Source organism: Curtobacterium sp. MCSS17_011 (assembly GCF_003224275.1).
Lineage (GTDB): Bacteria > Actinomycetota > Actinomycetes > Actinomycetales > Microbacteriaceae > Curtobacterium.
This window is the reverse complement of sequence record NZ_QKLE01000006.1, coordinates 154098-174634: the sequence shown is the minus strand read 5'-3', so window position 1 is coordinate 174634 and position 20537 is coordinate 154098. Positions and strand designations below refer to the sequence as shown.

Genomic DNA, 20537 nt, shown 5'->3' with positions numbered 1-20537 from the left:
CCTGCGTTACGGGCGCGTTTCGGCGGGGTCGCGATCCCGTAACCGATCCGCACGACCCCCGCAACGGGTCCTGTACCGGCCCGACGGTCGTGTACTGTCGCCACGATCGCCCGGAACGCACGTGGTCCGGGCACGCTCCCCGGAGGAACCAACCCGTGACATCTCGTACCCGACAGGTCGTCCTCAGCGGCCTCGCGCTCGCCGGCACCGTCGCCGTCCTGGCCGGCTGCGCCTCGGCGCCGTCCACCACCGACTCGGCGAAGAAGACCGACTTCCGCCCCTGCATGGTCTCCGACGCCGGTGGGTTCGACGACAAGTCGTTCAACCAGCTCGGCTACGAGGGCATGAAGGACGCCGCCAAGGAACTCGGTGCCACCTACAAGGAGGCCGAGTCGAAGGACGCCACCGTCTACGACTCGAACATCGAGCAGCTCATCGGCCAGAACTGCAACCTCGTCGTGACCGTCGGCTTCAACCTGGCCGACGCCACGAAGAAGCAGGCCGCGGCGAACCCCGACACCGACTTCGCGATCATCGACGACAACTCGATCGACGCCAAGAACGTCAAGCCGATCACGTTCGACACCTCGCAGGCGGCGTTCCTCGCCGGCTACGCGGCGGCGTCCTACTCGAAGACCGGCGTCGTCGGCACCTTCGGCGGCATGCAGATCCCGACCGTCACCATCTTCATGGACGGCTTCGCGGACGGCGTGAAGTACTACAACGAGCAGAAGGACAAGGACGTCAAGGTCGTCGGCTGGAACGTCGACACCGGCAAGGGTTCCTTCACCGGCGGCTTCGAGGCCGGCACGCAGGCCAAGTCGGTCGCGCAGACGCTCCTCGACCAGGACGCCGACGTGATCCTGCCCGTCGGTGGCCCGATCTACCAGTCTGCTGCCGAGGCGATCAAGGACGCCGACAACGGTTCCGTCCTGATCGGTGCGGACAGCGACCTCTACGAGGCCGACCCCCGGTACAAGGACATCGCCTTCACCTCGGTCGAGAAGGGCATGCGCCCGGCCGTGAAGGACGTCGTCGAGCAGGCGGCTGACGACAAGTTCTCGAAGGACCCGTACGTGGGCACCCTCGAGAACGACGGCGTCGGCATCGCGCCGTTCCACGACTTCGAGTCCAAGGTCGACAAGGGCCTGCAGGGCGAGCTCGACGACGTGAAGGCCGGCATCATCGACGGCTCGATCAAGGTCAAGACCCAGTCCTGACCCGATGAACGCGGGCGGGGGAGCATCCCTCGCCCGCGTTCTCGTGCGCCCGGGTGGCGCACACCACATCGTGCGCCCGGCGGCGCACACCACATCGTGCATCCGCGGGGTGCACGCGACACCGTGCGCCCGCGTGGCGCGCGCGAGACAGAAATAGACTCCCGAACATGAAGCTCGAACTCCGCGGCATCACCAAGCGGTTCGGCGCCCTGGTCGCCAACGACCACATCTCGCTCACCGTCGAGCCGGGTGAGGTCCACTGCCTCCTGGGTGAGAACGGCGCCGGCAAGTCCACCCTGATGAACGTCCTGTACGGCCTGTACGACGCCGACGAGGGCGAGATCCTGCTCGACGACGTGGTGCAGGACTTCGACGGCCCCGGTGACGCCATGCGCGCCGGCATCGGCATGGTGCACCAGCACTTCATGCTCGTGCCCGTGTTCACGGTCGCCGAGAACGTGATGCTGGGGCAGGAGCAGACCACCTTCGGCGGGCGACTCGACCTGGCCGGTGCCCGCAAGCGCGTGCAGGAGATCTCCGACCGCTTCGGGTTCGACGTCGACCCCGACGCCAAGGTCGAGGACCTGCCCGTCGGCGTGCAGCAGCGCGTCGAGATCATCAAGGCGCTGTCCCGCGACGCCTCCGTGCTGGTGTTCGACGAGCCGACGGCCGTCCTCACCCCGCAGGAGACCGACGAGCTGATGGGCATCATGCGCCAGCTCCGCGAAGCCGGCACCGCGATCGTCTTCATCACCCACAAGCTCCGCGAGGTGCGCGAGGTCGCCGACCGCATCACGGTCATCCGTCTCGGCAAGGTCGTCGGTGAGGCCTCGCCGACCGCCACCAACAACGAGCTGGCCGCGCTGATGGTCGGTCGTGCCGTCTCGCTCGTGGTCGACAAGGAGCCCTCGACCGGTGGCACCGACGCCCTGGTCGTCGAGCACCTCACCGTCACCGACCCGTCCGGCATCGTGCTCGTCGACGACGTCTCCTTCACGGTGCGTCGCGGCGAGGTCCTGGCGATCGCCGGGGTGCAGGGCAACGGGCAGACCGAGCTCACCGAGGCGATCATGGGCCTCGAGCCCGCCCACGCCGGCCGGATCACCCTGGACGGCAAGGAACTCACCGGCCGGAGCGTCAAGCAGGTGCTCGACGCGGGCGTCGGCTTCGTCCCCGAGGACCGCAAGGAGGACGGCCTGGTCGGCGAGTTCACCATCGCCGAGAACCTGATGCTCGACCGCGCCGACCACGCCGAGTTCGTCCGCGCCGGCACGATCCGGTCGGCGGAGCGCGACGCGTTCGCCGACGAGAAGATCGCCGAGTTCGACATCCGCACGCCGGGCCGCACCACCGCGGCCGGTCGGCTGTCCGGTGGCAACCAGCAGAAGATCGTCCTGGCGCGCGAGCTGAGCCGTGAACTGCGGCTCTTCGTCGCCGCGCAGCCCACCCGCGGCATCGACGTCGGTTCGATCGAGTTCGTGCACAAGCGCATCGTCGCCACCCGCGACACCGGTGTGCCGGTCATCGTCGTCTCCACCGAGCTCGACGAGGTCGTCGCCCTGGCCGACCGCATCGCCGTGATGTACCGCGGCGGCATCGTCGGCATCGTCCCCGCGACCACCCCCCGCGACGTCCTCGGCCTCATGATGGCCGGGGAGATCCCCGAAGGAACGGAGCTGGCCGCGTGACCGCGCAGGAACCAGACAACACGCAGCAGCCGACCCCGGCTGCGAACGGTACCGCGGACGCCCCGCTCACCGACGACCGTCTGCAGGAGGTCGAGTCGACCCCGCACCTGATGACGGACTCGGCAGAGGACACCGAGCGCCGCAACGGCGCCGGTGGTGACCGCTGGCAGGCCGCGCTGCAGGGCATCCTGAACGGCTCCGTGCTCGTCACGGTCCTCGCCGTCGTCCTGGCGCTGGTCGCCTGCGGCATCCTCATCGCGGTGACGGACGAGAACGTCCGTGCCACCGCCGGGTACTTCTTCGCCCGCCCGACGGACATGCTCCAGGCGATCGGCACCGCGGTCGGTGGTGCCTACGCCTCGCTGTTCCAGGGCTCGGTGTTCAACTTCGGCGCGGAGTCCTTCCAGCAGGCGATCGGGCCGCTCACGCGCTCCGTCGACTACTCGGTGCCGCTCATCGCCGCCGGGCTCGGGATCGCGCTGTCGTTCCGCGCCGGGCTGTTCAACATCGGCGGCCAGGGCCAGATCCTGATGGGGGCCGCGGCCGCCGGGTGGGTCGGGTTCTCGTTCGACGGGCCCGCCGCGATCCACATCCCGCTCACGATCCTCGCCGGCATCGTCGGCGGCGCGGTCTGGGGCGGCATCGTCGGGGTGCTCAAGGCCCGGACGGGTGCGAACGAGGTGGTCGTCACGATCATGCTCAACTACGTCGCGCTCTACCTGGTCAGCTACCTGCTCCGCACCCCGGGCCTGCTGCAGGCTCCCGGCAGCAGCAACCCGATCTCGCCCGCCACCAAGGAGAGCGCCCTGCTGCCGCAGCTCTTCGGCGTGCGGTACGGCGTGGACCTCGGGTTCGTCGTCGCGATCATCGCGGTCGTCGTCGTCTGGTGGCTCGTCAACAAGTCGTCGCTCGGATTCCGGTTCCGCACGATCGGTGAGAACCCCCGTGCCGCCCGCGTGGCCGGCATGAGCGTCCCGTCGCTGACCATCTGGGTGATGCTGATCTCCGGCGCGCTCGTGGGCATCGCCGGCGCCTACCAGGTGCAGGGCGCCGTCACCTCGGGCTTCACCTCGGGCATCGACGCCGGCATCGGCTTCGACGCCATCACTGTGGCCCTGCTCGGCCGCTCCAAGCCCTGGGGCGTCTTCTGGGCGGCCATCCTGTTCGGCGTGCTGAAGAACGGTGGCTACGCCATGCAGGCCGCCAACGGCATCCCGATCGACATCGTCGGGGTCATCCAGGCCCTCATCGTCCTCTTCATCGCGGCGCCGCCGCTCGTCCGCGCGATCTTCCGGATCCCGCAGCCGGGTGCACGCAAGCGCACGAAGACGAGCAAGACCAGCAAGAAGGCGGTCGCCGCATGAGCACCATCAGCCCCACCGCGGCCCCCGCGTCGCCGCTCGCGGACCGTCCGGTCGAGACCACCAGGAGCTGGAAGCTCCCGATCGGGTACGGCGTGTTCACGCTCATCGCGATCGTGCTCTTCGGCCTGCTGCCGCGCTCCGGCACCACCACGTTCCGCCTCGCGAACGCCGGTGACTTCTTCGCGCTGCCGAACGTGCCGCTGCCCGCGCTCGGGACGGGCATCGTCGTCATCGTCCTGCTCGCGATCCTGACCGTGTACGCGTTCATCGAGACGCGGGCGCTCCGCCGGGTCCCGCTGTGGGTCACGTCGGTGTTCGCGGTCGTCTTCGTCATCGGGTTCCTGACCTGGGCCGCTGCCGGTGCGTCCCTGCCGATCCCCGGTCTGCTGCTCGGTGCGCTGAGCCTGAGCGTCCCGCTCGTGTTCGGTGCCCTCGGCGGCGTCATCTCCGAGCGGGTCGGCGTGGTGAACATCGCGATCGAGGGGCAGTTTCTCGCCGGTGCGTTCAGCTCCGCGATGGTCGCGTCGATCACCGGGTCGCCCTGGGTCGGGCTCGTCGCCGCGCTCGTCGCCGGCATGCTCGTGTCGTTCGTCCTCGCGGCGTTCAGCATCAAGTACCTGGTCGACCAGGTCATCGTCGGTGTCGTCATCAACGCGTTCATCTCCGGCCTGACCGGCTTCCTGTACTCGCAGGTGCTCTCCCCGAACGAGGAGACCCTGAACATCGGCATCCGGTTCCCGAAGGTCGAGATCCCGCTGCTGCACCAGATCCCGGTCATCGGTCCGGTGTTCTTCGAGCAGACGGTCGTCGTCTACCTGGCCTACATCGCCGTGGCCGTCGTCACCTTCGGTCTGTTCAAGAGCCGCTGGGGCCTGCGGCTCCGCGCGGTCGGCGAGCACCCGCAGGCCGCCGACACGGTGGGCATCAACGTCACGAGCACCCGGTTCTGGAACGTCTCGCTGGCCGGTGCCATCGCCGGACTCGGGGGCGCGTACTTCACGCTCGACGCGGTCGGGCCGTTCACCAAGGACATGACCGCGGGCGCCGGCTACATCGCGCTGGCCGCCGTCATCTTCGGCCGGTGGGACCCGATCAAGGCGACGCTCGCGGCGCTGCTGTTCGGCTTCGCATCGAACCTGCAGAACACGCTCGGAGCGATCGACTCACCCGTACCGAGCGAGTTCCTGCTGATGCTGCCGTACGTGGTGACGATCTTCGCCGTGGCCGGCCTGGTCGGGCAGTCGCGCGGCCCCGCCGCGTCCGGCAAGCCCTACATCAAGAGCTGACGGGGCACGTTCCCTTCCGCAAGACACCGGTGTTCGCGCGTTGGACCGCGGTTCGCGGGTGTGCGTTCGACGAACACCGGTGTCTTGCAGACCAACCACCGGCCTGGAGGCACGACACATGACCGACACGCACGCTGCGGGTGACCAGGCGGTCACCGCCACCGACCCGACGGACGCCGCCACGGGCCTCCCGGTCGACGACGTGGACTGGGGCGCCCTGCGGACCGCCGCCACGGCCGCGATGCGGCGCGCCTACGCGCCGTACTCGTCGTTCCCGGTGGGCGCCGCGGCGCTCACCGACGACGGCCGGATCGTCTCCGGCTGCAACATCGAGAACGCGAGCTACGGGGTGACGCTCTGCGCGGAGTGCTCCCTCGTGTCGCAGCTGCACATGACCGGCGGCGGCAAGCTCGTCGCGTTCACGTGCGTCGACGGCGACGGGGCGACCCTGATGCCGTGCGGCCGCTGCCGCCAGCTGCTGTTCGAGCACTCGACCGAGGGCATGCTCCTCGAGACGCTCTCGGGAATCCGCACCATCGACGAGGTCCTGCCGGACGCCTTCGGGCCCCGGACCCTCGCCACCTACCAGCAGGAGCACTGACATGGCCGTCGAGCCGTTCGACACCGTCGACCTCATCCGCACGAAGCGCTCCGGCGGGGCCCTGAGCACCGCCGAGGTCGACTGGCTCGTCGACGCGTACACCCGCGGGTACGTCGAGGACCCGCAGATGGCCGCGATGGCGATGGCGATCTTCCTGAACGGGATGGAGCGGCGTGAGATCAAGGACCTCACGCTCGCGATGATCGCGTCGGGGGAGCGGATGTCGTTCTCGTCGCTCGGCAAGACGACGGTCGACAAGCACTCCACCGGCGGCGTCGGTGACAAGATCACCCTGCCGCTCGCGCCCCTGGTGGCGTCGTTCGGCGTCGCGGTGCCGCAGCTCTCCGGCCGCGGGCTCGGCCACACCGGCGGCACGCTCGACAAGCTCGAGTCGATCCCCGGGTGGCAGGCGTCCATCTCGAACGACCGGATGATGCAGGTGCTGCAGGACGTCGGCGCGGTCATCTGCGCCGCCGGGTCCGGGCTCGCCCCCGCGGACAAGAAGCTCTACGCGCTCCGCGACATCACCGGCACCGTCGAGTGCATCCCGCTCATCGCGTCGAGCATCATGTCGAAGAAGATCGCCGAGGGCACCGGCGCGCTCGTGCTCGACGTCAAGTTCGGGTCCGGCGCGTTCATGCCGACGTACGAGGCGTCCAGGGAGCTCGCACAGACCATGGTCGACCTCGGCAACGACGCCGGGGTCGCGACCTCGGCCCTGCTGACCGACATGGAGGTCCCGCTCGGGCTGACGATCGGCAACGCCCTCGAGGTGCGGGAGTCGGTCGAGGTGCTCGCCGGCGGAGGCCCCGCCGACGTCGTCGAGCTGACCGTGGCGCTCGCGACCGAGATGCTCACGCTGGCCGGACTGCCCGACGCCGACCCCGCCGCGGCGCTCGCGGACGGCCGCGCCATGGACACCTGGCGTCGGATGATCGAGGCGCAGGGCGGGGACCCGTCCGCCGCGTTGCCCGTGGCCCGCGAACAGCACGTCGTCACCGCTCCGACGTCGGGGGTCCTCACGCAGCAGGACGCGCTGCCGTTCGGCGTCTCTGCCTGGCGGCTCGGGGCCGGTCGTGCCCGCGCGCAGGACCCGGTGCAGGCAGGTGCGGGCATCGAGCTCCACGCCAAGCCGGGGGACACCGTGACCGAGGGGCAGCCGCTCTGGACGCTGCACTCCGACGACGCGTCGCGGATCTCGCGCGCGCTGGAGTCGCTCGAGGGTGCGTGGACCATCGGCCCGGCGGACTCTGCCACTGCGGCACGTGGGCCGATCGTGCGCGAGCGCATCGGGTCCTGAACCCGGCCACCCGACCGACCGGAGGCTCCCTGCACACCTGTGGGGAGCCTCCAGTGTCTTCCGTTGTGGGTTGTGCACAGGTGCCTGCGCGGCGGCGGTGACCACCGATAGCCTGGGGGCATGAGCGCCGACGCCCCGACCTACCGCCTGCCCGACGCCGGGGCGGTCATCAACGACCTGCCGAAGGTCTCGCTGCACGACCACCTCGACGGCGGCCTGCGTCCTGCGACCATCATCGAGCTCGCGGCCTCGGCGGGTGTCACGCTCCCCACCACCGACCCGGCCGAGCTCGGGCAGTGGTTCGCCGACCAGTCGAACTCCGGCTCCCTGGTGGAGTACCTGAAGACGTTCGACGTCACCACGTCGGTGATGCAGACCGCACCGCAGCTCACCCGGATCGCGCGTGAGTTCGTCGAGGACCTGGTCGCCGACGGCGTCGTCTACGGCGAGGTACGCTGGGCGCCGGAGCAGCACCTGCAGGGCGGACTAACCCTCGACCAGACGGTGGAGGCCGTGCAGGCCGGCATCGAGGAAGCCGTCGACGCCGCCGGTGGGCGCATCCGCGTCGGCCAGCTCGTCACCGCGATGCGGCACGCCGACCGGTCGCTCGAGATCGCGGAGCTCGCCGTCCGGCACCGTGACGCCGGGGTCGTCGGCTTCGACATCGCCGGTGCCGAGGCTGGGTTCCCCGCCTCGAACCACCGCGCCGCCTTCGACTACCTGGCGTCCGAACTGTTCCCCGTCACCGTGCACGCGGGCGAGGCCGACGGGCTCGTGTCCATCCGGTCCGCGCTCGTCGACGGCCGGGCGCTCCGCCTCGGACACGGCGTCCGCATCTTCGAGGACGTCGCCCTCTCCGACGCCGGCGACGGCTCGACGCTGGCCTCCCTGGGCGAGGTCGCCTCGTGGGTCCGTGACCGCGAGATCCCGCTCGAGGTCTCGCCGTCGTCCAACCTGCAGACCGGCGCGATCGCCGCGTGGGGCGACGACCTCGCCGACCACCCGTTCGACGTGCTCTACCAGCTCGGCTTCCGCGTCACGGTGAACACCGACAACCGCCTGATGAGCGGCACGTCGCTGTCGAAGGAGCTCGCGCTGCTCGCGGGCACGTTCGGCTACGACCTCGACGACCTGGCCGCGTTCCAGATCAACGCGGCGCTCGGGTCCTTCCTGCCGCTCGAGGACCGCGAGGAGATCATCGCCACCATCACGGCCGGGTACCAGGAGGCCTGACGCATGGGACTCCCACCGCTGCCGGACACCGCCGTCCTCCTCGGTGCGGACGCGCCTGCGTGGCGTGACGCGATGCGCCTGGTCGGCGGTGGGCTCGTCGCTTCGGGTGCCACCACCGACGAGTACACCGACGCCATGATCGGCATGGTCGAAGAGCACGGGCCGTACATCGTGATCTCGCCGGGGCTCGCCTTCGCGCACGCCCGGCCGGGTGGTGCCGTCGTACGGGACGGACTCGCGATCGTGACGCTCGCGTCGCCGGTGGCGTTCGGCCACCCGCACAACGACCCCGTCCGTGTGGTGCTCGGGCTCGCGGTGGCCGAGGTCGGCACCCACCTGGAGTCGATCGGCGAGATCGCGAACCTGTTCAACGACCCGACCGTCACCGGACGGATCGCGGCGGCGACCACCGCGGACGAGGTCCGCGCGATCATGGGGGTCTCCGCGTGAAGATCGTGACCATCTGCGGCGCCGGCATCGGCTCGAGCGGCATCCTCAAGGTGAACGCCGAGAAGGCGCTCGACGCCCTCGGGCTGTCCGCGTCGGTCGTCGCGGCGGACGTCGCGTCGGTGCGGGACGTGTCCGACGACGCCAACGTCATCCTGACGAGTCAGGAATTCGTCGAGGCGATCGGGGACACCTACGCCGAGGTGATCGTGATCAAGAACCACTTCGACCAGGGCGAGATCACGGCGGCGGTCGACCGGGCGCTCGGCGAGCACTGAGCGCTCAGTCCGCCCTTTAGAGTTGGGGCATGAGCACCGAGAACCCGCTGAACGACCCCGCTGCCGACCCGTTCGAGGTCGCGCGGGACGCCGCAGCCGCCATCGCCGAACAGTCCGGCATCGAGCGGCACGACATCGCCCTGACCCTCGGCTCGGGCTGGGGCAAGGCCGCCGACATCATCGGTGAGACCGTGTCCGAGATCCCGGCCGAGCTGGTCCCCGGGTTCAGCGCCTCGGCCGTCCCCGGACACTCCGGCACGATCCGCTCCATCCGCCTGGCCGACGGCCGTCACGCGCTCGTCATCGGCGCACGGACGCACTACTACGAGGGCCACGGCGTCCGCCGGGTCGTGCACAGCGTCCGCACGGCCGCGGCCACCGGCGCCTCGATCATGGTGCTGACCAACGGTGCCGGCGGCATCAAGGAGCACTGGACCCCCGGCACGCCGGTGCTCATCAGCGACCACATCAACCTGACCGCGGACAGCCCGCTCGAGGGCGCGACGTTCATCGACCTCACCGACCTGTACTCGTCGCGGCTGCGCTCGGTCGCGAAGTCCGTCGACCCGTCCCTCGACGAGGGCGTCTACACGCAGTTCCGCGGCCCGCACTACGAGACCCCGGCCGAGGTCCAGATGGCGAAGACCATCGGCGGGCACATCGTCGGCATGTCCACGGCGCTCGAGGCGATCGCTGCCCGTCAGGTCGGCATGGAGGTCCTCGGGTTCTCGCTCATCACGAACCTCGCCGCGGGGATCCAGAAGACGCCGCTCTCGCACACCGAGGTGCTCGAGGCCGGCAAGCAGGCCGAGCCGGTGATCGCCGACCTGCTCGCACGCGTGGTCGCTGCACTCGGGCAGCCGGCATCGTGAAGCTCGACCTCGACCAGGTGCTGGGCACCGCGCGGGCGTGGCTGGCACAGGACCCCGACCCCGAGACCCGCGACGAGCTGGCTGCGGCGATCGACGCGGCCGCCGACGGTGACGGTCCCGCTGTCCGGACCCTCGCCGAGCGATTCGACGGTCGGCTGCAGTTCGGCACCGCCGGACTCCGCGCGGAGCTCGGCTGGGGCCCGCTGCGCATGAACCGCGTCGTCGTGACCCAGGCTGCTGCGGGGCTCGCACGGTTCCTCATCGACACCGGTCGCTCGTGCAGCGTCGTCATCGGGTACGACGGCCGGGTCAACTCGGACGTCTTCGCGCGCGACTCGGCCGAGGTCATGCGCGGCCTCGGGCTCGAGGTGACCCTGCTGCCCTCGGCCCTGCCGACACCGGTGCTCGCGTTCGCCGTCCGGCACCTCGACGTCGGTGCCGGCGTCATGGTCACCGCGAGCCACAACCCGCCGCGGGACAACGGGTACAAGGTCTACCTCGGCCAGGACGACGACGGCTCGCAGATCGTGCCGCCCGTCGACGGACGCATCGCGGACGCCATCGACGCCGTCGCCGCCGGGTCGGTGACGGAGCTGCCGCGCGACACGGACTACACCGTGGCGTCGGCGGGCCTGCTCGACGCCTACGTGGCCGCCACTGCCGCGATCGTGCCCGCTCCGGCACTCGGTCTCGATGAGCAGCCGAAGGTCGTCTACACGGCGATGCACGGCGTCGGGTGGGAGACCGCACGCGCGGTGTTCGCCGCCGCCGGGTTCGCCGAGCCAGCGGTCGTCCCGGAGCAGATCGAGCCGGACGGAGCGTTCCCGACGGTGTCGTTCCCGAACCCGGAGGAGCCGGGCGCCATGGACCTCGCGATCGACCGTGGTCTGGCCGTCGGCGCGGACCTCGTGATCGCGAACGACCCCGACGCCGACCGGCTCGCGCTCGCGATCCCGGACGGATCCGGTTCCTACCGTCGGCTGTCGGGCAACGAGGTCGGCTGGCTGCTCGGATGGCGAGCCGCCGCACGGGCATCGGAGTCCGGCGCGACCGGCACGCTCGCCGCCTCGATCGTCTCGTCGCCGGCGTTGGCCCGGGTGGCTGCACGCCACGGGCTGGGGTACCGCGACACCCTGACCGGCTTCAAGTGGGTCTCGCGGGTGCCCGAGCTGCTCTTCGGCTACGAAGAGGCCCTGGGCTACCTGGTCGACCCGTCGGTCGTGCGCGACAAGGACGGCATCTCGGCGGCACTGGAGCTGCTGTCCCTCGCCGACGAGCTCGCAGCGTCGGGCTCGACCATCGCCGACCACCTCGAGGCCTTCGCCGCCGAGTTCGGGGCGTTCGCTTCGGGGCAGGTCGCGACCCGCGTCGACGACCTGTCGCGCATCGGGGAGATCATGGCGTCGCTCCGGTCCACGCCGCCGACGACGCTCGGCGGGCTCGACGTGCTCGCGGTGACGGACTACGCCGACGGGGTGGCGGGCTTCCCGCCCTCGGACATCCTGCGCTACGACCTGTCCGGTGACGCCCGGGTGATCGTCCGCCCGAGCGGGACCGAGCCCAAGGTGAAGGTCTACATCGACACCGTCGCGGACGCCCCGGCAGAGGCCCAGCGCCTGGTCGACGCCCTCGCCGACTCGGTGCGCCCCCTGGTGTCGTAGGGCGCGTCCGCCCGAACCAGGTTCCGGACACAGCACCGCGCATTTTCGCGGTGCTGTGTCCATTCCGCAGTGTCGCGTAAGCCCGGTACCGCTCCACAATGGCGACGGGTCGGCTGATTCTCCACAGTGACCGGGTCATCGCGCCGTGAGCGGCCGCCGGGACGCCACGCTGTCCCCATGGAACGCCTCACGCTCATGACGACTCCGGTGGACAGCGCAACGGCTCGCAGCATGCGGCGCAGAACGGAGCGGGGCGAGTTCCTCCGCATCGGCCACGGCGTCTCGACCCCCGCCCAGGCGTTCCGGGATGCGTCGGAAGCGGCTCGTCACCGTGCCCGGATCGACGCCGTCCTCGCTGCCTCCCGTCCAGGGCTGATCGTGTCGCACGCGTCGGCCGTCGTCATGCACGGGCTGCCCTGGTTCGGGCCGCTTCCGGATCGCGTGGCCCTCACCGATCCCACGCGCGACCGCGCGCAGCGGCTGCGGTTCAGCGACAAGGTGCCGGCGCGTGGTCGGGACGTGGCAACCGTGCTGATCGACGGGGTCGTGACGACGGACCTGGTGACCACGGCCATCGACGTCGCGCTCCGATCCGACCGTGGCCATGCCCTGGTCGTCCTCGACGCGGTGCTCCGACGCGGGGTCGATCGTCACGACCTGCTGGCCGAACTCGAATCGCGACCGACACGCCGTGGTGCCCAGCGGGTCCGAGCGCTCCTCGAGCTCGCGGACGGCCGGATCGAGTCCGTCGGAGAGAGCCTCGCGCTGTTGGTGATGCACGATCTCGGGTTGCCACTGCCGGAGCTGCAACACGAGTTCTTCGTCGACGGCCGGTGCATCGCGCGGGTCGACTTCTGGTTTCCGGAGCAGGGGGTGGTCGTGGAGTTCGACGGACTCGTCAAGTACCGGGCCGGCGAGGTTCGCGGCGCGCGGACGGCAGACGAAATGGTGATCGCGGAGAAGTTCCGAGAGGACGCGGTACGTGCAGTCCCGGGGGTCCGGGGTCTCGCCAGGCTGATCTGGCGGGACGTCCTTCCGGGAGGAGATGCTCCGTCCACGCTCCGGAGGTCCGGACTCCCGGTCCCAGAGGCGATCCGCACGACACCGACGTGGTGACGCACCGTGGAACGGACACAGCACCGTGTAGATGCACGGTGCTGTGTCCGGAACCTGGTTCCGGGGGAGAGAAAGTGCCCCCGCGCTACGCGAGCTCGAGCAGCACGTGACCGGACGACACCGTCTGACCGACCGGAGCGTTCAAGCCGGTGACGACGCCGTCCTTGTGGGCCTGCACCGGCTGCTCCATCTTCATGGCCTCGAGCACGACGAGCAGGTCGCCCTTCACCACGGTGTCTCCCTCGGCGACCGCGAGCTTCACCACGGTGGCCTGCATCGGCGACGCCACGGACGACCCGGACTTCGCCAGGCCCCCGCGGACGGCCGACGAGCGGCGCTTCGGGGGAGCGGAGGGGCCGGCGGGACGACGACCGGCGAGACCGGCACCGGCAGCACCGCCACCGACGATCGACGGCATGGTGACCTCGATGCGCTTGCCCTGCACCTCGACGACGACGCTCTCGCGCGCAGCCGGGGCCGGCAGTTCCTCGGGGGAGCCGCTCCACGCCGGGATCTCGTTGACGAAGTCGGTCTCGATCCACTGCGTGTAGATCGAGAACGGCTCGTCGTCGGCCGTCGCGAAGGCCGGGTCCGACACCACGGCACGGTGGAAGGGGAGCACGGTCGGCAGACCGGTGACCTCGAACTCTGCCAGTGCTCGCCGGGAACGCTCGAGCGCCTCGGCACGGGTGGCGCCGGTGACGATCAGCTTCGCGAGCATCGAGTCGAACGAGCCGGACACGACGTCGCCGGAGACGACGCCCGAGTCGACACGGACACCGGGGCCGGACGGCGCGTTGAACGCGTGCACGGGGCCGGGCGCGGGGAAGAAGTTGCGCCCCGGGTCCTCGCCGTTGATGCGGAACTCGAACGAGTGTCCCCGCGGTGTGGGGTCCGAGTAGTCGAGCACGCCACCCTCGGCGATGCGGAACTGCTCGCGCACCAGGTCGATGCCGGTGACCTCTTCGGAGACGCAGTGCTCAACCTGCAGGCGGGTGTTCACCTCGAGGAACGAGACGGTGCCGTCGGCACCGATGAGGAACTCGCAGGTGCCGGCACCGACGTAGCCGACCTCGCGCAGGATCGCCTTGGACGACTCGTACAGCGCGGTCTGCTGCTCGGGCGTCAGGTAGGGCGCCGGCGCTTCCTCGACGAGCTTCTGGTGGCGTCGCTGCAGCGAGCAGTCGCGGGTGGAGACCACGACGACGTTGCCGTGTTCGTCCGCCAGGCACTGGGTCTCGACGTGGCGTGGCTTGTCCAGGTACTTCTCGACGAAGCACTCGCCCCGACCGAACGCGGCGATCGCCTCACGCGTGGCGGACTCGAACTGCGAGGCGACCTCGTCGCGCGTCCGTGCGACCTTCAGGCCACGGCCGCCGCCGCCGAACGCCGCCTTGATGGCGACCGGCAGGCCGACCTCGTCGGCGAACGCGATGACCTCGGAGGCGTCCTTGACGGGCTCGATGGTGCCGGGGGCGAGCGGTGCGCCGACCTTCTCGGCGACGTGGCGCGCGGAGACCTTGTCGCCGAGGCGCTCGATCGACTCCGGCGACGGGCCGATCCAGACGAGCCCGGCATCGATGACGGCGCGGGCGAAGTCGGCGTTCTCGGCGAGGAACCCGTAGCCCGGGTGCACGGCGTCCGCGCCGGAGCGGCGGGCGACCGAAATGATCTTGTCGATGACGAGGTACGTGTCGGCGCTCGTGGTGCCGTTCAGCGCGTAGGCCTCGTCGGCGAGGCGGGCGTGCAGGGCATCGCGGTCCTGATCGGCGTAGACCGCGACCGAGGCCTTGCCCGCGTCGCGGGCCGCGCGGATGATGCGGACGGCGATCTCGCCGCGGTTCGCGATGAGGACCTTGCTGATACGGGGCATGACACAGCAGCGTATTCGTGCGGCGGGAGTGCGTTTTGACTGGCACCCACAAAGAACCACCCGGAACAGGTGCGGATGTCTACAGTGTCCACAGGTCGTGCCAGGCAATGCCGAAGCCCCGGAGGAGCATCGAACGCAGCACCGGCAGCGACATCCCGATCACGGCGGACGGTGCGCCGTCGATCCGCGTGATGTACGCCGCGGCGCGACCGTCGATGGTGAAGGCACCGGCCACCTCGAGCGGCTCACCCGTCGCGACGTACGCGTCGATCTCGTCGACGGACACGTCGTCGGCGAAGGTCAGCACCGCGCTGTCGACCGCCACCACGCGGTCGCCGGCGGCGGCCAGCGCCGACCCGCCGGGCGCGACGTCACCCAGCTGCGGGATGCCGGCGGTGGACGTGACCAGGGACCGGACGGGAGGCACGGGCCGGGTCGGGGCCGCGCCTCCAGGCCGTCCCGTGCCCGGGTCCGGATCGCGGCGTCGGTCGTCGCGTCGTCGATCGATCACGCAGTGTCCGCTCCACAGCGTCCCGCCGCCAGCGGCGAGCATCTGCCGCCAGCGCTCCCGGGCGACCGCGGGGTCGTGCGGCTTGCCGTACAGCTGTCCGTCGACCTCGAAGGCCGAGTCGCCGCCGAACACGACCCCGTCGACCGGCGACCCGGCGACGGCGGAGTCGGCGACTGCGGACGCCTTCGCGACGGCCAGGAGCGAGACGAGCTCCGGCCCGGTCAGGGCACGGCCGAGCGACGCCGCGGCGGCGGCGCCGACGGCGTCCTCGTCGACCCCGGGGGACACGAGCACGGGATCGACCCCGGACTGGGCGAGGAGTGCTCGGCGGGCGGGGGATGTACTCGCGAGGTACAGACGCATGGGACCATCTCACCATGGGTGAATCCGTCGGCACGCTGCTCGAACTCGACGTCACCGGGATCGCCCACGGCGGCATCTCGGTGGCACGGCACGAAGGACGGGTGGTCTTCGTCTCGGACGCGATCCCCGGGGAGCGTGTCGTCGCCCGGGTGACCGAGGACCGCAAGAAGTCGTTCTGGCGGGCCGACACGGTCAGCGTCGTGACGCCGAGCGAGCACCGCGTCCACCACGTCTGGCCCGAGGCGGCACTCGAGCGGGACCCCGAGACGCGCCCGGGTGGTGCCGAGTTCGGTCACATCGCCCTCGCACACCAGCGCACGCTCAAGCACGATGTCCTCGTCGACTCGTTCGCGCGGTTCGCACGGACGGACCTCGCCGAGGTGCTCGGCCACGACGTCGTCGTCGAGGCAGCGCCGGGCGACGACGCCGCGAACGGCCTCGGCTGGCGCACCCGCGTCCGGCTGCACGTCGACGAGCAGGGCACCGCCGGCCCGTTCGCAGCCCGCTCGCACTCCGTCATCCCGGTGACCGGCCTGCCGCTCGCGACCGCCGTCGTGCAGCAGAGCGCCCCGCTCGGCCGTGGCGCGCTGCCGGGCTCGTCGGTCATCGACGTCCTCGCACCGAGCGGTTCCGAGGGGGCACGGCTCGTCATCGACGACCAGAAGCCCACCGTGGTGACCGAGGTCGTGGGGGAGCGCACGTTCCAGGTCGACGACAACGGGTTCTGGCAGGTGCACCGTGCCGCGGCCACCGTGCTCACCGAGGCCGTGCAGGACCTGGTCGACCGCGACCGCCTCGACCCCGAGGGCACCCACCTGGACCTGTACGGCGGTGTCGGCCTGCTCGCCGCCGCCCTCGGCGACCTGGTCGGACCGAAGGCGCGCATCACGAGCGTCGAGAGCGCCGGCCGTGCCACCGAGCACGCGCAGGAGAACCTGTCCGAGTGGCTCGGCGCCCGCGCCGAGACCGGCCGGGTCGATCGCTGGCTGACGAACACCGTGGCGAACGCCTCGCGCGCCGAGCAGGACCGCTTCCGCGCCGGCACGATCGTGCTCGATCCGCCGCGCGCCGGTGCCGGTCGTGACGTGGTTGCGCAGATCGCCGCGCTCCAGCCGGAGCAGGTCGTCTACGTGGCGTGCGACCCGGTGGCGCTGGCTCGCGACGTCGCGACGTTCGCCGATCTCGGATACCGGCTCGAGGCGCTGCGGGCCTTCGACCTGTTCCCGCACACCCACCACCTGGAAGCCGTCGCACGCCTGGTTCCCGCACGCTGAGGCCCCGGGCCGCACGCCCTCGCGTGTCGGGGTGTCCACCGATCGGCGGACCGGCCAGCGTGGCGCAGTCCAGAAGCCCCGCACCTGAGTCCGGGCTGGGTATCCTGGGTCGTTGATGGCACTCCGGTTTCAGGGGCCGGCGTCGCGCATCGGAACGAGAGGCCACTGTGGCAGCAGGAACGACAACCACCAGCACCGAGACGTCAGGGGCGGCCACCAGGCCGGTCCGGGTCGCGATCGTTGACGACCACGAGTCCGTCCGACTCGGGATCCAGGCGGCGTGCCAGAACGAGGGGTTCGAGGTGGTGCTCACCGCCGCCAGCGTCCCCGAGTACGTCCAGAACCTCGACGGGCGAGAGGTCGACGTCGTCGTCCTCGACCTGTCCCTCGGTGACGGCTCGACCGTCACGGAGAACGTCAAGGGCGTGCAGGGGACGGGATCGGCGGTGCTCGTGCACTCCATCGCGGACCGTGTCGCCAACGTGCGTGAGGCGCTCGCAGCAGGGGCTGCCGGCGTCATCCCGAAGTCCTCCGCCACCAAGACGGTGATGGCCGCGGTCGCCACCGTCGCACGCGGCGACGTGCTCAACAACCTCGAGTGGGCGAGCGCCATCGACGCCGACCGCGACTTCGCGAAGGCGCAGCTCGGCCGCCGCGAGCGCGAGATCCTGCACCTCTACGCCTCGGGCCTCCCGCTCAAGCTCGCCGCGCAGCAGCTCGGCATCGGCTACTCGACGGCCCGTGAGTACCTCGACCGGATCCGTGTGAAGTACGTCGAGGTCGGTCGCCCCGCCCCGACGAAGGTCGACCTGCTGCGTCGAGCCGTCGAGGACGGGATCCTCCCCGGGCTCGACTCGGGCATCGACCCCGACGGCGACGGTCGCTGACACGGATGGCGACCGCGGCTGAACCGGCGCGGACGGTCGTCGAACCGGCGCCGTTCGGCGCCGATCCGGCGCGCAGCGTCCGCGCCTCGATCACGCAGGCGTCGGTCGAGCGTGCGTTCGCGATCCTCCTCGCGATGGCGGCGATCGGCCTCGGCATCGTCGACGCGCCCGCGGTCCTGGAGCAGCTGCCGTACCTCGACCCGTTCTGGGGTCCGACGCTGATGCTCGCCCTCGCGGCGTCGTTCGTGTTCATCGGGGTCTCGGCCTTCGTGCAGCGGGTGGCGCAGCCGGCGCAGATCGTCTGCGCGCTGCTGTTCCTCGTCGTGCTCGTGACGTGGACGGCGACCGTGCAGGAGCCCATCCCGTCGTCGCAGCAGCCGTGGCCGTGGTGGTTCTGCACGGTCGGCTGCACGGCGGCGGCGATGGGCTTCGCCACGTGGCGCGCGACGGTCTACACCGCGCTCGTGCCGGCGGTGTACGTCGTGATCCGGCTCAGCCCGCTCGGCGGCGACGTCGGGGTCCTCGCCGTCCTGCTCGACGGCGTCTACACGGCGCTCCTCAGCGGCGCGGTGCTCGTCATCGCGGTGGTGCTGCGGCGTGCGGCCACGGCGGTCGACACGGCGCAGTCCACGGCCGTGCGGCGGTACTCGCTCGCCATCCGGGAACACGCCACCGAGGTCGAGCGGGTCCAGGTGGACGCCATCGTGCACGACAGCGTGCTCACGACGCTGCTCTCCGCCGCACGTGCCGACACGCTCGAGGCCAAGACCCTCGCCGCGCGGATGGCCCGGAACGCGATCGACCACCTCGAGGCTGCGGCCACCGACGGTCCCGGTGACGTCGCGCCGGTCGCCCTCGGGGAACTCCGGGCGCGCATCCGCGAGGGCGTGGGCGCGTTGCCCGCCCCGGTCCGCCTCGTCCCGACGCCGACCGGGTCGGTCCGTCTGCCCGCCTCGGTCGCCGACGCGCTGGCCTCGGCGGCGCTGCAGGCCGCGGTGAACAGCGTGCAGCACGCAGGCGGCGCTGACGTCTCCCGCTGGGTCCGCATCGAGCAGCAGGGGCAGGGGGTGCTCGTCGAGGTCGGTGACGACGGCCGCGGGTTCGACGTCGCTGCCATCCCCGCCGAACGGCTCGGTGTCCGCCGCTCCATCGTGGAGCGGATCGCGACCGTCGACGGGCGCGCCGAGGTGCACACCGCACCGGGCGAGGGAACCCGCATCGTGCTGACGTGGTCGCCGGCTGACAGGACGACCGCATGAAGGTCTCCCTGCCGGCGAGCATCGCCCTCGGCCTGGCGTCGCTGTTCTCCGTCTACCACCTGGTCCTCGCCGCGGCCACGCTCCCGCGTGTCGACCAGGTCGCCCCGATCATCGCCTGCATGGTCCTGTACGCCGCTGCGACCGGGCTCGCGCTGTTCGTCCCCGGCAGGGTCCTGCCGGTCTGGACGGCCTGCTTCTCCCTCGCCACCGCGATCGTGATGCCGGTGATCGCCGCCCCCGTCCTCGTCGAGGGTCGTGGTCCGGGCTCCGCCACCTGGTGGATCGCAGCCATCGGCACCCTCATGGTGGTGCTCGTCGTGCGCGGCCGGGGTCCCTTCGCGTGGGCCGGCGTGCTGTTCCTGACCGTCTACACCGTCGCCTGGGCCGGCCTCGGCTCGCTCGGCGGGCTCGGGGTGGTCGGCAGCGTCGCCTGGGTCGCGATCGCCACGGTCTTCGCGGCCGCGATGAGCCGCGCCCTCCGGAACACCCGTGAGCTCGTGCTCGCCGAGCAGGAGACCGCCGATTGGCAGGCTGCGCAGGACGCCCACGTGTTCGAGCGGCAGTTCCGGCTGCGCCAGACCACCCGGATGGCCCTGCCGATGCTGCAGCGCATCATCGACTCCTGCGGTGACCTCGACGACGCCGACCGTGCCGAGTGCCTGCACCTCGAGCAGGCCATCCGCGACGAGATCCGCGGCCGGTCCCTGCTGTCGGACGACGTCCGCGACGAGGTGATGCGCCTGCGTCGCCGCGGAGCGACCGTCCAGCTGCACGACGACGGCGGGCTCGACGACCTGGACGCACCGGACATCCGCCGCATCCACGCCCGGGTCGCCGAGGCGCTCCGGCAGGCCCGTGACGCCGACAACGTCATCGTCCGGACCGTCGGCGAGGGCTCCGACTCCGCGGTGACCGTCGTCGGACTCCGCCTCGACGGGGCGGCCAGCGAGTCAGCGGCGCTCGGAGCGGGGCTGGACGACGACGACGGTGACGAGGACGACTCCGTCGCGCTCTGGCTGGAGATCCCGCGGCACGAGCCGGCGTAGCGCGCGGCACTCGCGCGCGCGTGTCGCGACGATGCGCCACGTGATCGACAGGTGGATCGTCGCGAACGAGGTGCGGACGAGGTGCGGACGATCATGGTGCGCCGGGCGTGCGGGCGGCGGTGGACGCGATGGGGGACAGCCAGGAGGCCTGTGGCGGCCCCGGCCCGCCGCTCCGACACCCGTCCGCAGCCGCCACACGCCCCGGAAACGGGGAACGGGCCGGTCGGAATCCGACCGGCCCGTTCACGACCCGAGGCT

The 20537-nt window shown here is 71.1% G+C and carries 18 protein-coding genes; 16 read left to right on the top strand and 2 right to left on the bottom strand.

Annotation, left to right across the window (positions count from 1 at the left end; genetic code table 11):
- The first annotated feature begins 155 nt into the window (after positions 1-155).
- From DEJ17_RS07000 to DEJ17_RS06945, 12 genes are all read left to right on the top strand, one after another.
- The gene (locus tag DEJ17_RS07000; protein ID WP_110892713.1) at positions 156-1220 is read left to right on the top strand and encodes a BMP family protein; all 1065 of its coding nucleotides are present in this window, start codon (positions 156-158) and stop codon (positions 1218-1220) included.
- Between the two features lie 167 nt (positions 1221-1387).
- On the top strand, positions 1388-2908 hold the full coding sequence (locus DEJ17_RS06995; protein WP_110892712.1) for an ABC transporter ATP-binding protein: 1521 nt from the start codon (positions 1388-1390) through the stop codon (positions 2906-2908).
- A complete protein-coding gene (locus DEJ17_RS06990; protein WP_181421094.1) occupies positions 2905-4272 on the top strand; it encodes an ABC transporter permease in 1368 nt (455 codons plus the stop codon). Before DEJ17_RS06995 ends, DEJ17_RS06990 begins: the two co-directional genes overlap by 4 nt.
- The gene (locus DEJ17_RS06985) at positions 4269-5558 is read left to right on the top strand and encodes an ABC transporter permease (protein WP_110892711.1); all 1290 of its coding nucleotides are present in this window, start codon (positions 4269-4271) and stop codon (positions 5556-5558) included. The genes DEJ17_RS06990 and DEJ17_RS06985 overlap by 4 nt, the downstream gene beginning before the upstream one ends.
- 118 nt (positions 5559-5676) lie before the next feature.
- Positions 5677-6159 (top strand): cytidine deaminase, encoded by a 483-nt coding sequence (locus DEJ17_RS06980; RefSeq protein ID WP_110892710.1) that lies wholly within the window; start codon positions 5677-5679, stop codon positions 6157-6159.
- Between the two features lies 1 nt (position 6160).
- Complete coding sequence (locus DEJ17_RS06975; protein WP_110892709.1) at positions 6161-7459, top strand: thymidine phosphorylase; 1299 nt, start codon at positions 6161-6163, stop codon at positions 7457-7459.
- 120 nt (positions 7460-7579) lie between these two features.
- Positions 7580-8692: an adenosine deaminase gene (locus tag DEJ17_RS06970; RefSeq protein ID WP_110892708.1), complete on the top strand. Its 1113-nt coding sequence runs from the start codon at positions 7580-7582 to the stop codon at positions 8690-8692.
- A 3-nt stretch (positions 8693-8695) separates the two neighbouring features.
- Positions 8696-9142 carry a PTS sugar transporter subunit IIA gene (locus tag DEJ17_RS06965; protein WP_110892707.1) on the top strand — a complete coding sequence of 149 codons (447 nt, stop codon included), beginning with the start codon at positions 8696-8698 and terminating at the stop codon, positions 9140-9142.
- Positions 9139-9417 (top strand): PTS sugar transporter subunit IIB, encoded by a 279-nt coding sequence (locus DEJ17_RS06960; RefSeq protein WP_110892706.1) that lies wholly within the window; start codon positions 9139-9141, stop codon positions 9415-9417. The genes DEJ17_RS06965 and DEJ17_RS06960 overlap by 4 nt, the downstream gene beginning before the upstream one ends.
- 29 nt (positions 9418-9446) lie before the next feature.
- Positions 9447-10289, top strand: a complete 843-nt coding sequence (locus DEJ17_RS06955; protein ID WP_110892705.1) for a purine-nucleoside phosphorylase — start codon at positions 9447-9449, stop codon at positions 10287-10289.
- Entirely contained in the window at positions 10286-11950 is a 1665-nt protein-coding gene (locus DEJ17_RS06950; RefSeq protein ID WP_110892704.1) for a phospho-sugar mutase, read from the top strand. The genes DEJ17_RS06955 and DEJ17_RS06950 overlap by 4 nt, the downstream gene beginning before the upstream one ends.
- A gap of 177 nt (positions 11951-12127) precedes the next feature.
- The gene (locus DEJ17_RS06945) at positions 12128-13066 is read left to right on the top strand and encodes a hypothetical protein (RefSeq protein ID WP_146239660.1); all 939 of its coding nucleotides are present in this window, start codon (positions 12128-12130) and stop codon (positions 13064-13066) included.
- Positions 13067-13151: 85 nt separating this feature from the next.
- Here the strand turns inward: DEJ17_RS06945 and DEJ17_RS06940 are convergent, their stop codons facing one another.
- Entirely contained in the window at positions 13152-14939 is a 1788-nt protein-coding gene (locus DEJ17_RS06940; RefSeq protein WP_110892702.1) for a biotin carboxylase N-terminal domain-containing protein, read from the bottom strand.
- Between the two features lie 79 nt (positions 14940-15018).
- Positions 15019-15813: a nucleoside triphosphate pyrophosphatase gene (locus tag DEJ17_RS06935; RefSeq protein ID WP_110892701.1), complete on the bottom strand. Its 795-nt coding sequence runs from the start codon at positions 15811-15813 to the stop codon at positions 15019-15021.
- Positions 15814-15827: 14 nt separating this feature from the next.
- Between DEJ17_RS06935 and DEJ17_RS06930 the strand changes: the two genes are divergently transcribed.
- The 4 genes from DEJ17_RS06930 (at position 15828) to DEJ17_RS06915 (ending at position 20279) form a co-directional block, all read left to right on the top strand.
- The gene (locus tag DEJ17_RS06930; protein WP_110892700.1) at positions 15828-17087 is read left to right on the top strand and encodes a class I SAM-dependent RNA methyltransferase; all 1260 of its coding nucleotides are present in this window, start codon (positions 15828-15830) and stop codon (positions 17085-17087) included.
- A gap of 167 nt (positions 17088-17254) precedes the next feature.
- A complete protein-coding gene (locus DEJ17_RS06925; RefSeq protein ID WP_017888757.1) occupies positions 17255-17974 on the top strand; it encodes a response regulator transcription factor in 720 nt (239 codons plus the stop codon).
- Positions 17975-17979: 5 nt separating this feature from the next.
- A complete protein-coding gene (locus DEJ17_RS06920) occupies positions 17980-19233 on the top strand; it encodes a sensor histidine kinase (RefSeq protein ID WP_110892699.1) in 1254 nt (417 codons plus the stop codon).
- Positions 19230-20279 (top strand): hypothetical protein, encoded by a 1050-nt coding sequence (locus DEJ17_RS06915; protein WP_110892698.1) that lies wholly within the window; start codon positions 19230-19232, stop codon positions 20277-20279. Before DEJ17_RS06920 ends, DEJ17_RS06915 begins: the two co-directional genes overlap by 4 nt.
- The last annotated feature ends 258 nt before the right edge of the window (positions 20280-20537 follow it).

Bases quoted from the DNA above. Each gene is read 5' to 3' on its own strand.
- DEJ17_RS06995 (WP_110892712.1), top strand. From the start codon at position 1,388: ATGAAGCTCGAACTCCGCGGCATCACCAAGCGGTTCGGCGCCCTGGTC.
- DEJ17_RS06915 (WP_110892698.1), top strand. From the start codon at position 19,230: ATGAAGGTCTCCCTGCCGGCGAGCATCGCCCTCGGCCTGGCGTCGCTG.
- DEJ17_RS06970 (WP_110892708.1), top strand. From the start codon at position 7,580: ATGAGCGCCGACGCCCCGACCTACCGCCTGCCCGACGCCGGGGCGGTC.
- DEJ17_RS06980 (WP_110892710.1), top strand. From the start codon at position 5,677: ATGACCGACACGCACGCTGCGGGTGACCAGGCGGTCACCGCCACCGAC.
- DEJ17_RS06965 (WP_110892707.1), top strand. From the start codon at position 8,696: ATGGGACTCCCACCGCTGCCGGACACCGCCGTCCTCCTCGGTGCGGAC.
- DEJ17_RS06975 (WP_110892709.1), top strand. From the start codon at position 6,161: ATGGCCGTCGAGCCGTTCGACACCGTCGACCTCATCCGCACGAAGCGC.
- DEJ17_RS06955 (WP_110892705.1), top strand. From the start codon at position 9,447: ATGAGCACCGAGAACCCGCTGAACGACCCCGCTGCCGACCCGTTCGAG.
- DEJ17_RS06930 (WP_110892700.1), top strand. From the start codon at position 15,828: ATGGGTGAATCCGTCGGCACGCTGCTCGAACTCGACGTCACCGGGATC.
- DEJ17_RS06920 (WP_110892699.1), top strand. From the start codon at position 17,980: ATGGCGACCGCGGCTGAACCGGCGCGGACGGTCGTCGAACCGGCGCCG.
- DEJ17_RS06940 (WP_110892702.1), bottom strand. From the start codon at position 14,939: ATGCCCCGTATCAGCAAGGTCCTCATCGCGAACCGCGGCGAGATCGCC.
- DEJ17_RS06935 (WP_110892701.1), bottom strand. From the start codon at position 15,813: ATGCGTCTGTACCTCGCGAGTACATCCCCCGCCCGCCGAGCACTCCTC.
- DEJ17_RS06985 (WP_110892711.1), top strand. From the start codon at position 4,269: ATGAGCACCATCAGCCCCACCGCGGCCCCCGCGTCGCCGCTCGCGGAC.
- DEJ17_RS06945 (WP_146239660.1), top strand. From the start codon at position 12,128: ATGGAACGCCTCACGCTCATGACGACTCCGGTGGACAGCGCAACGGCT.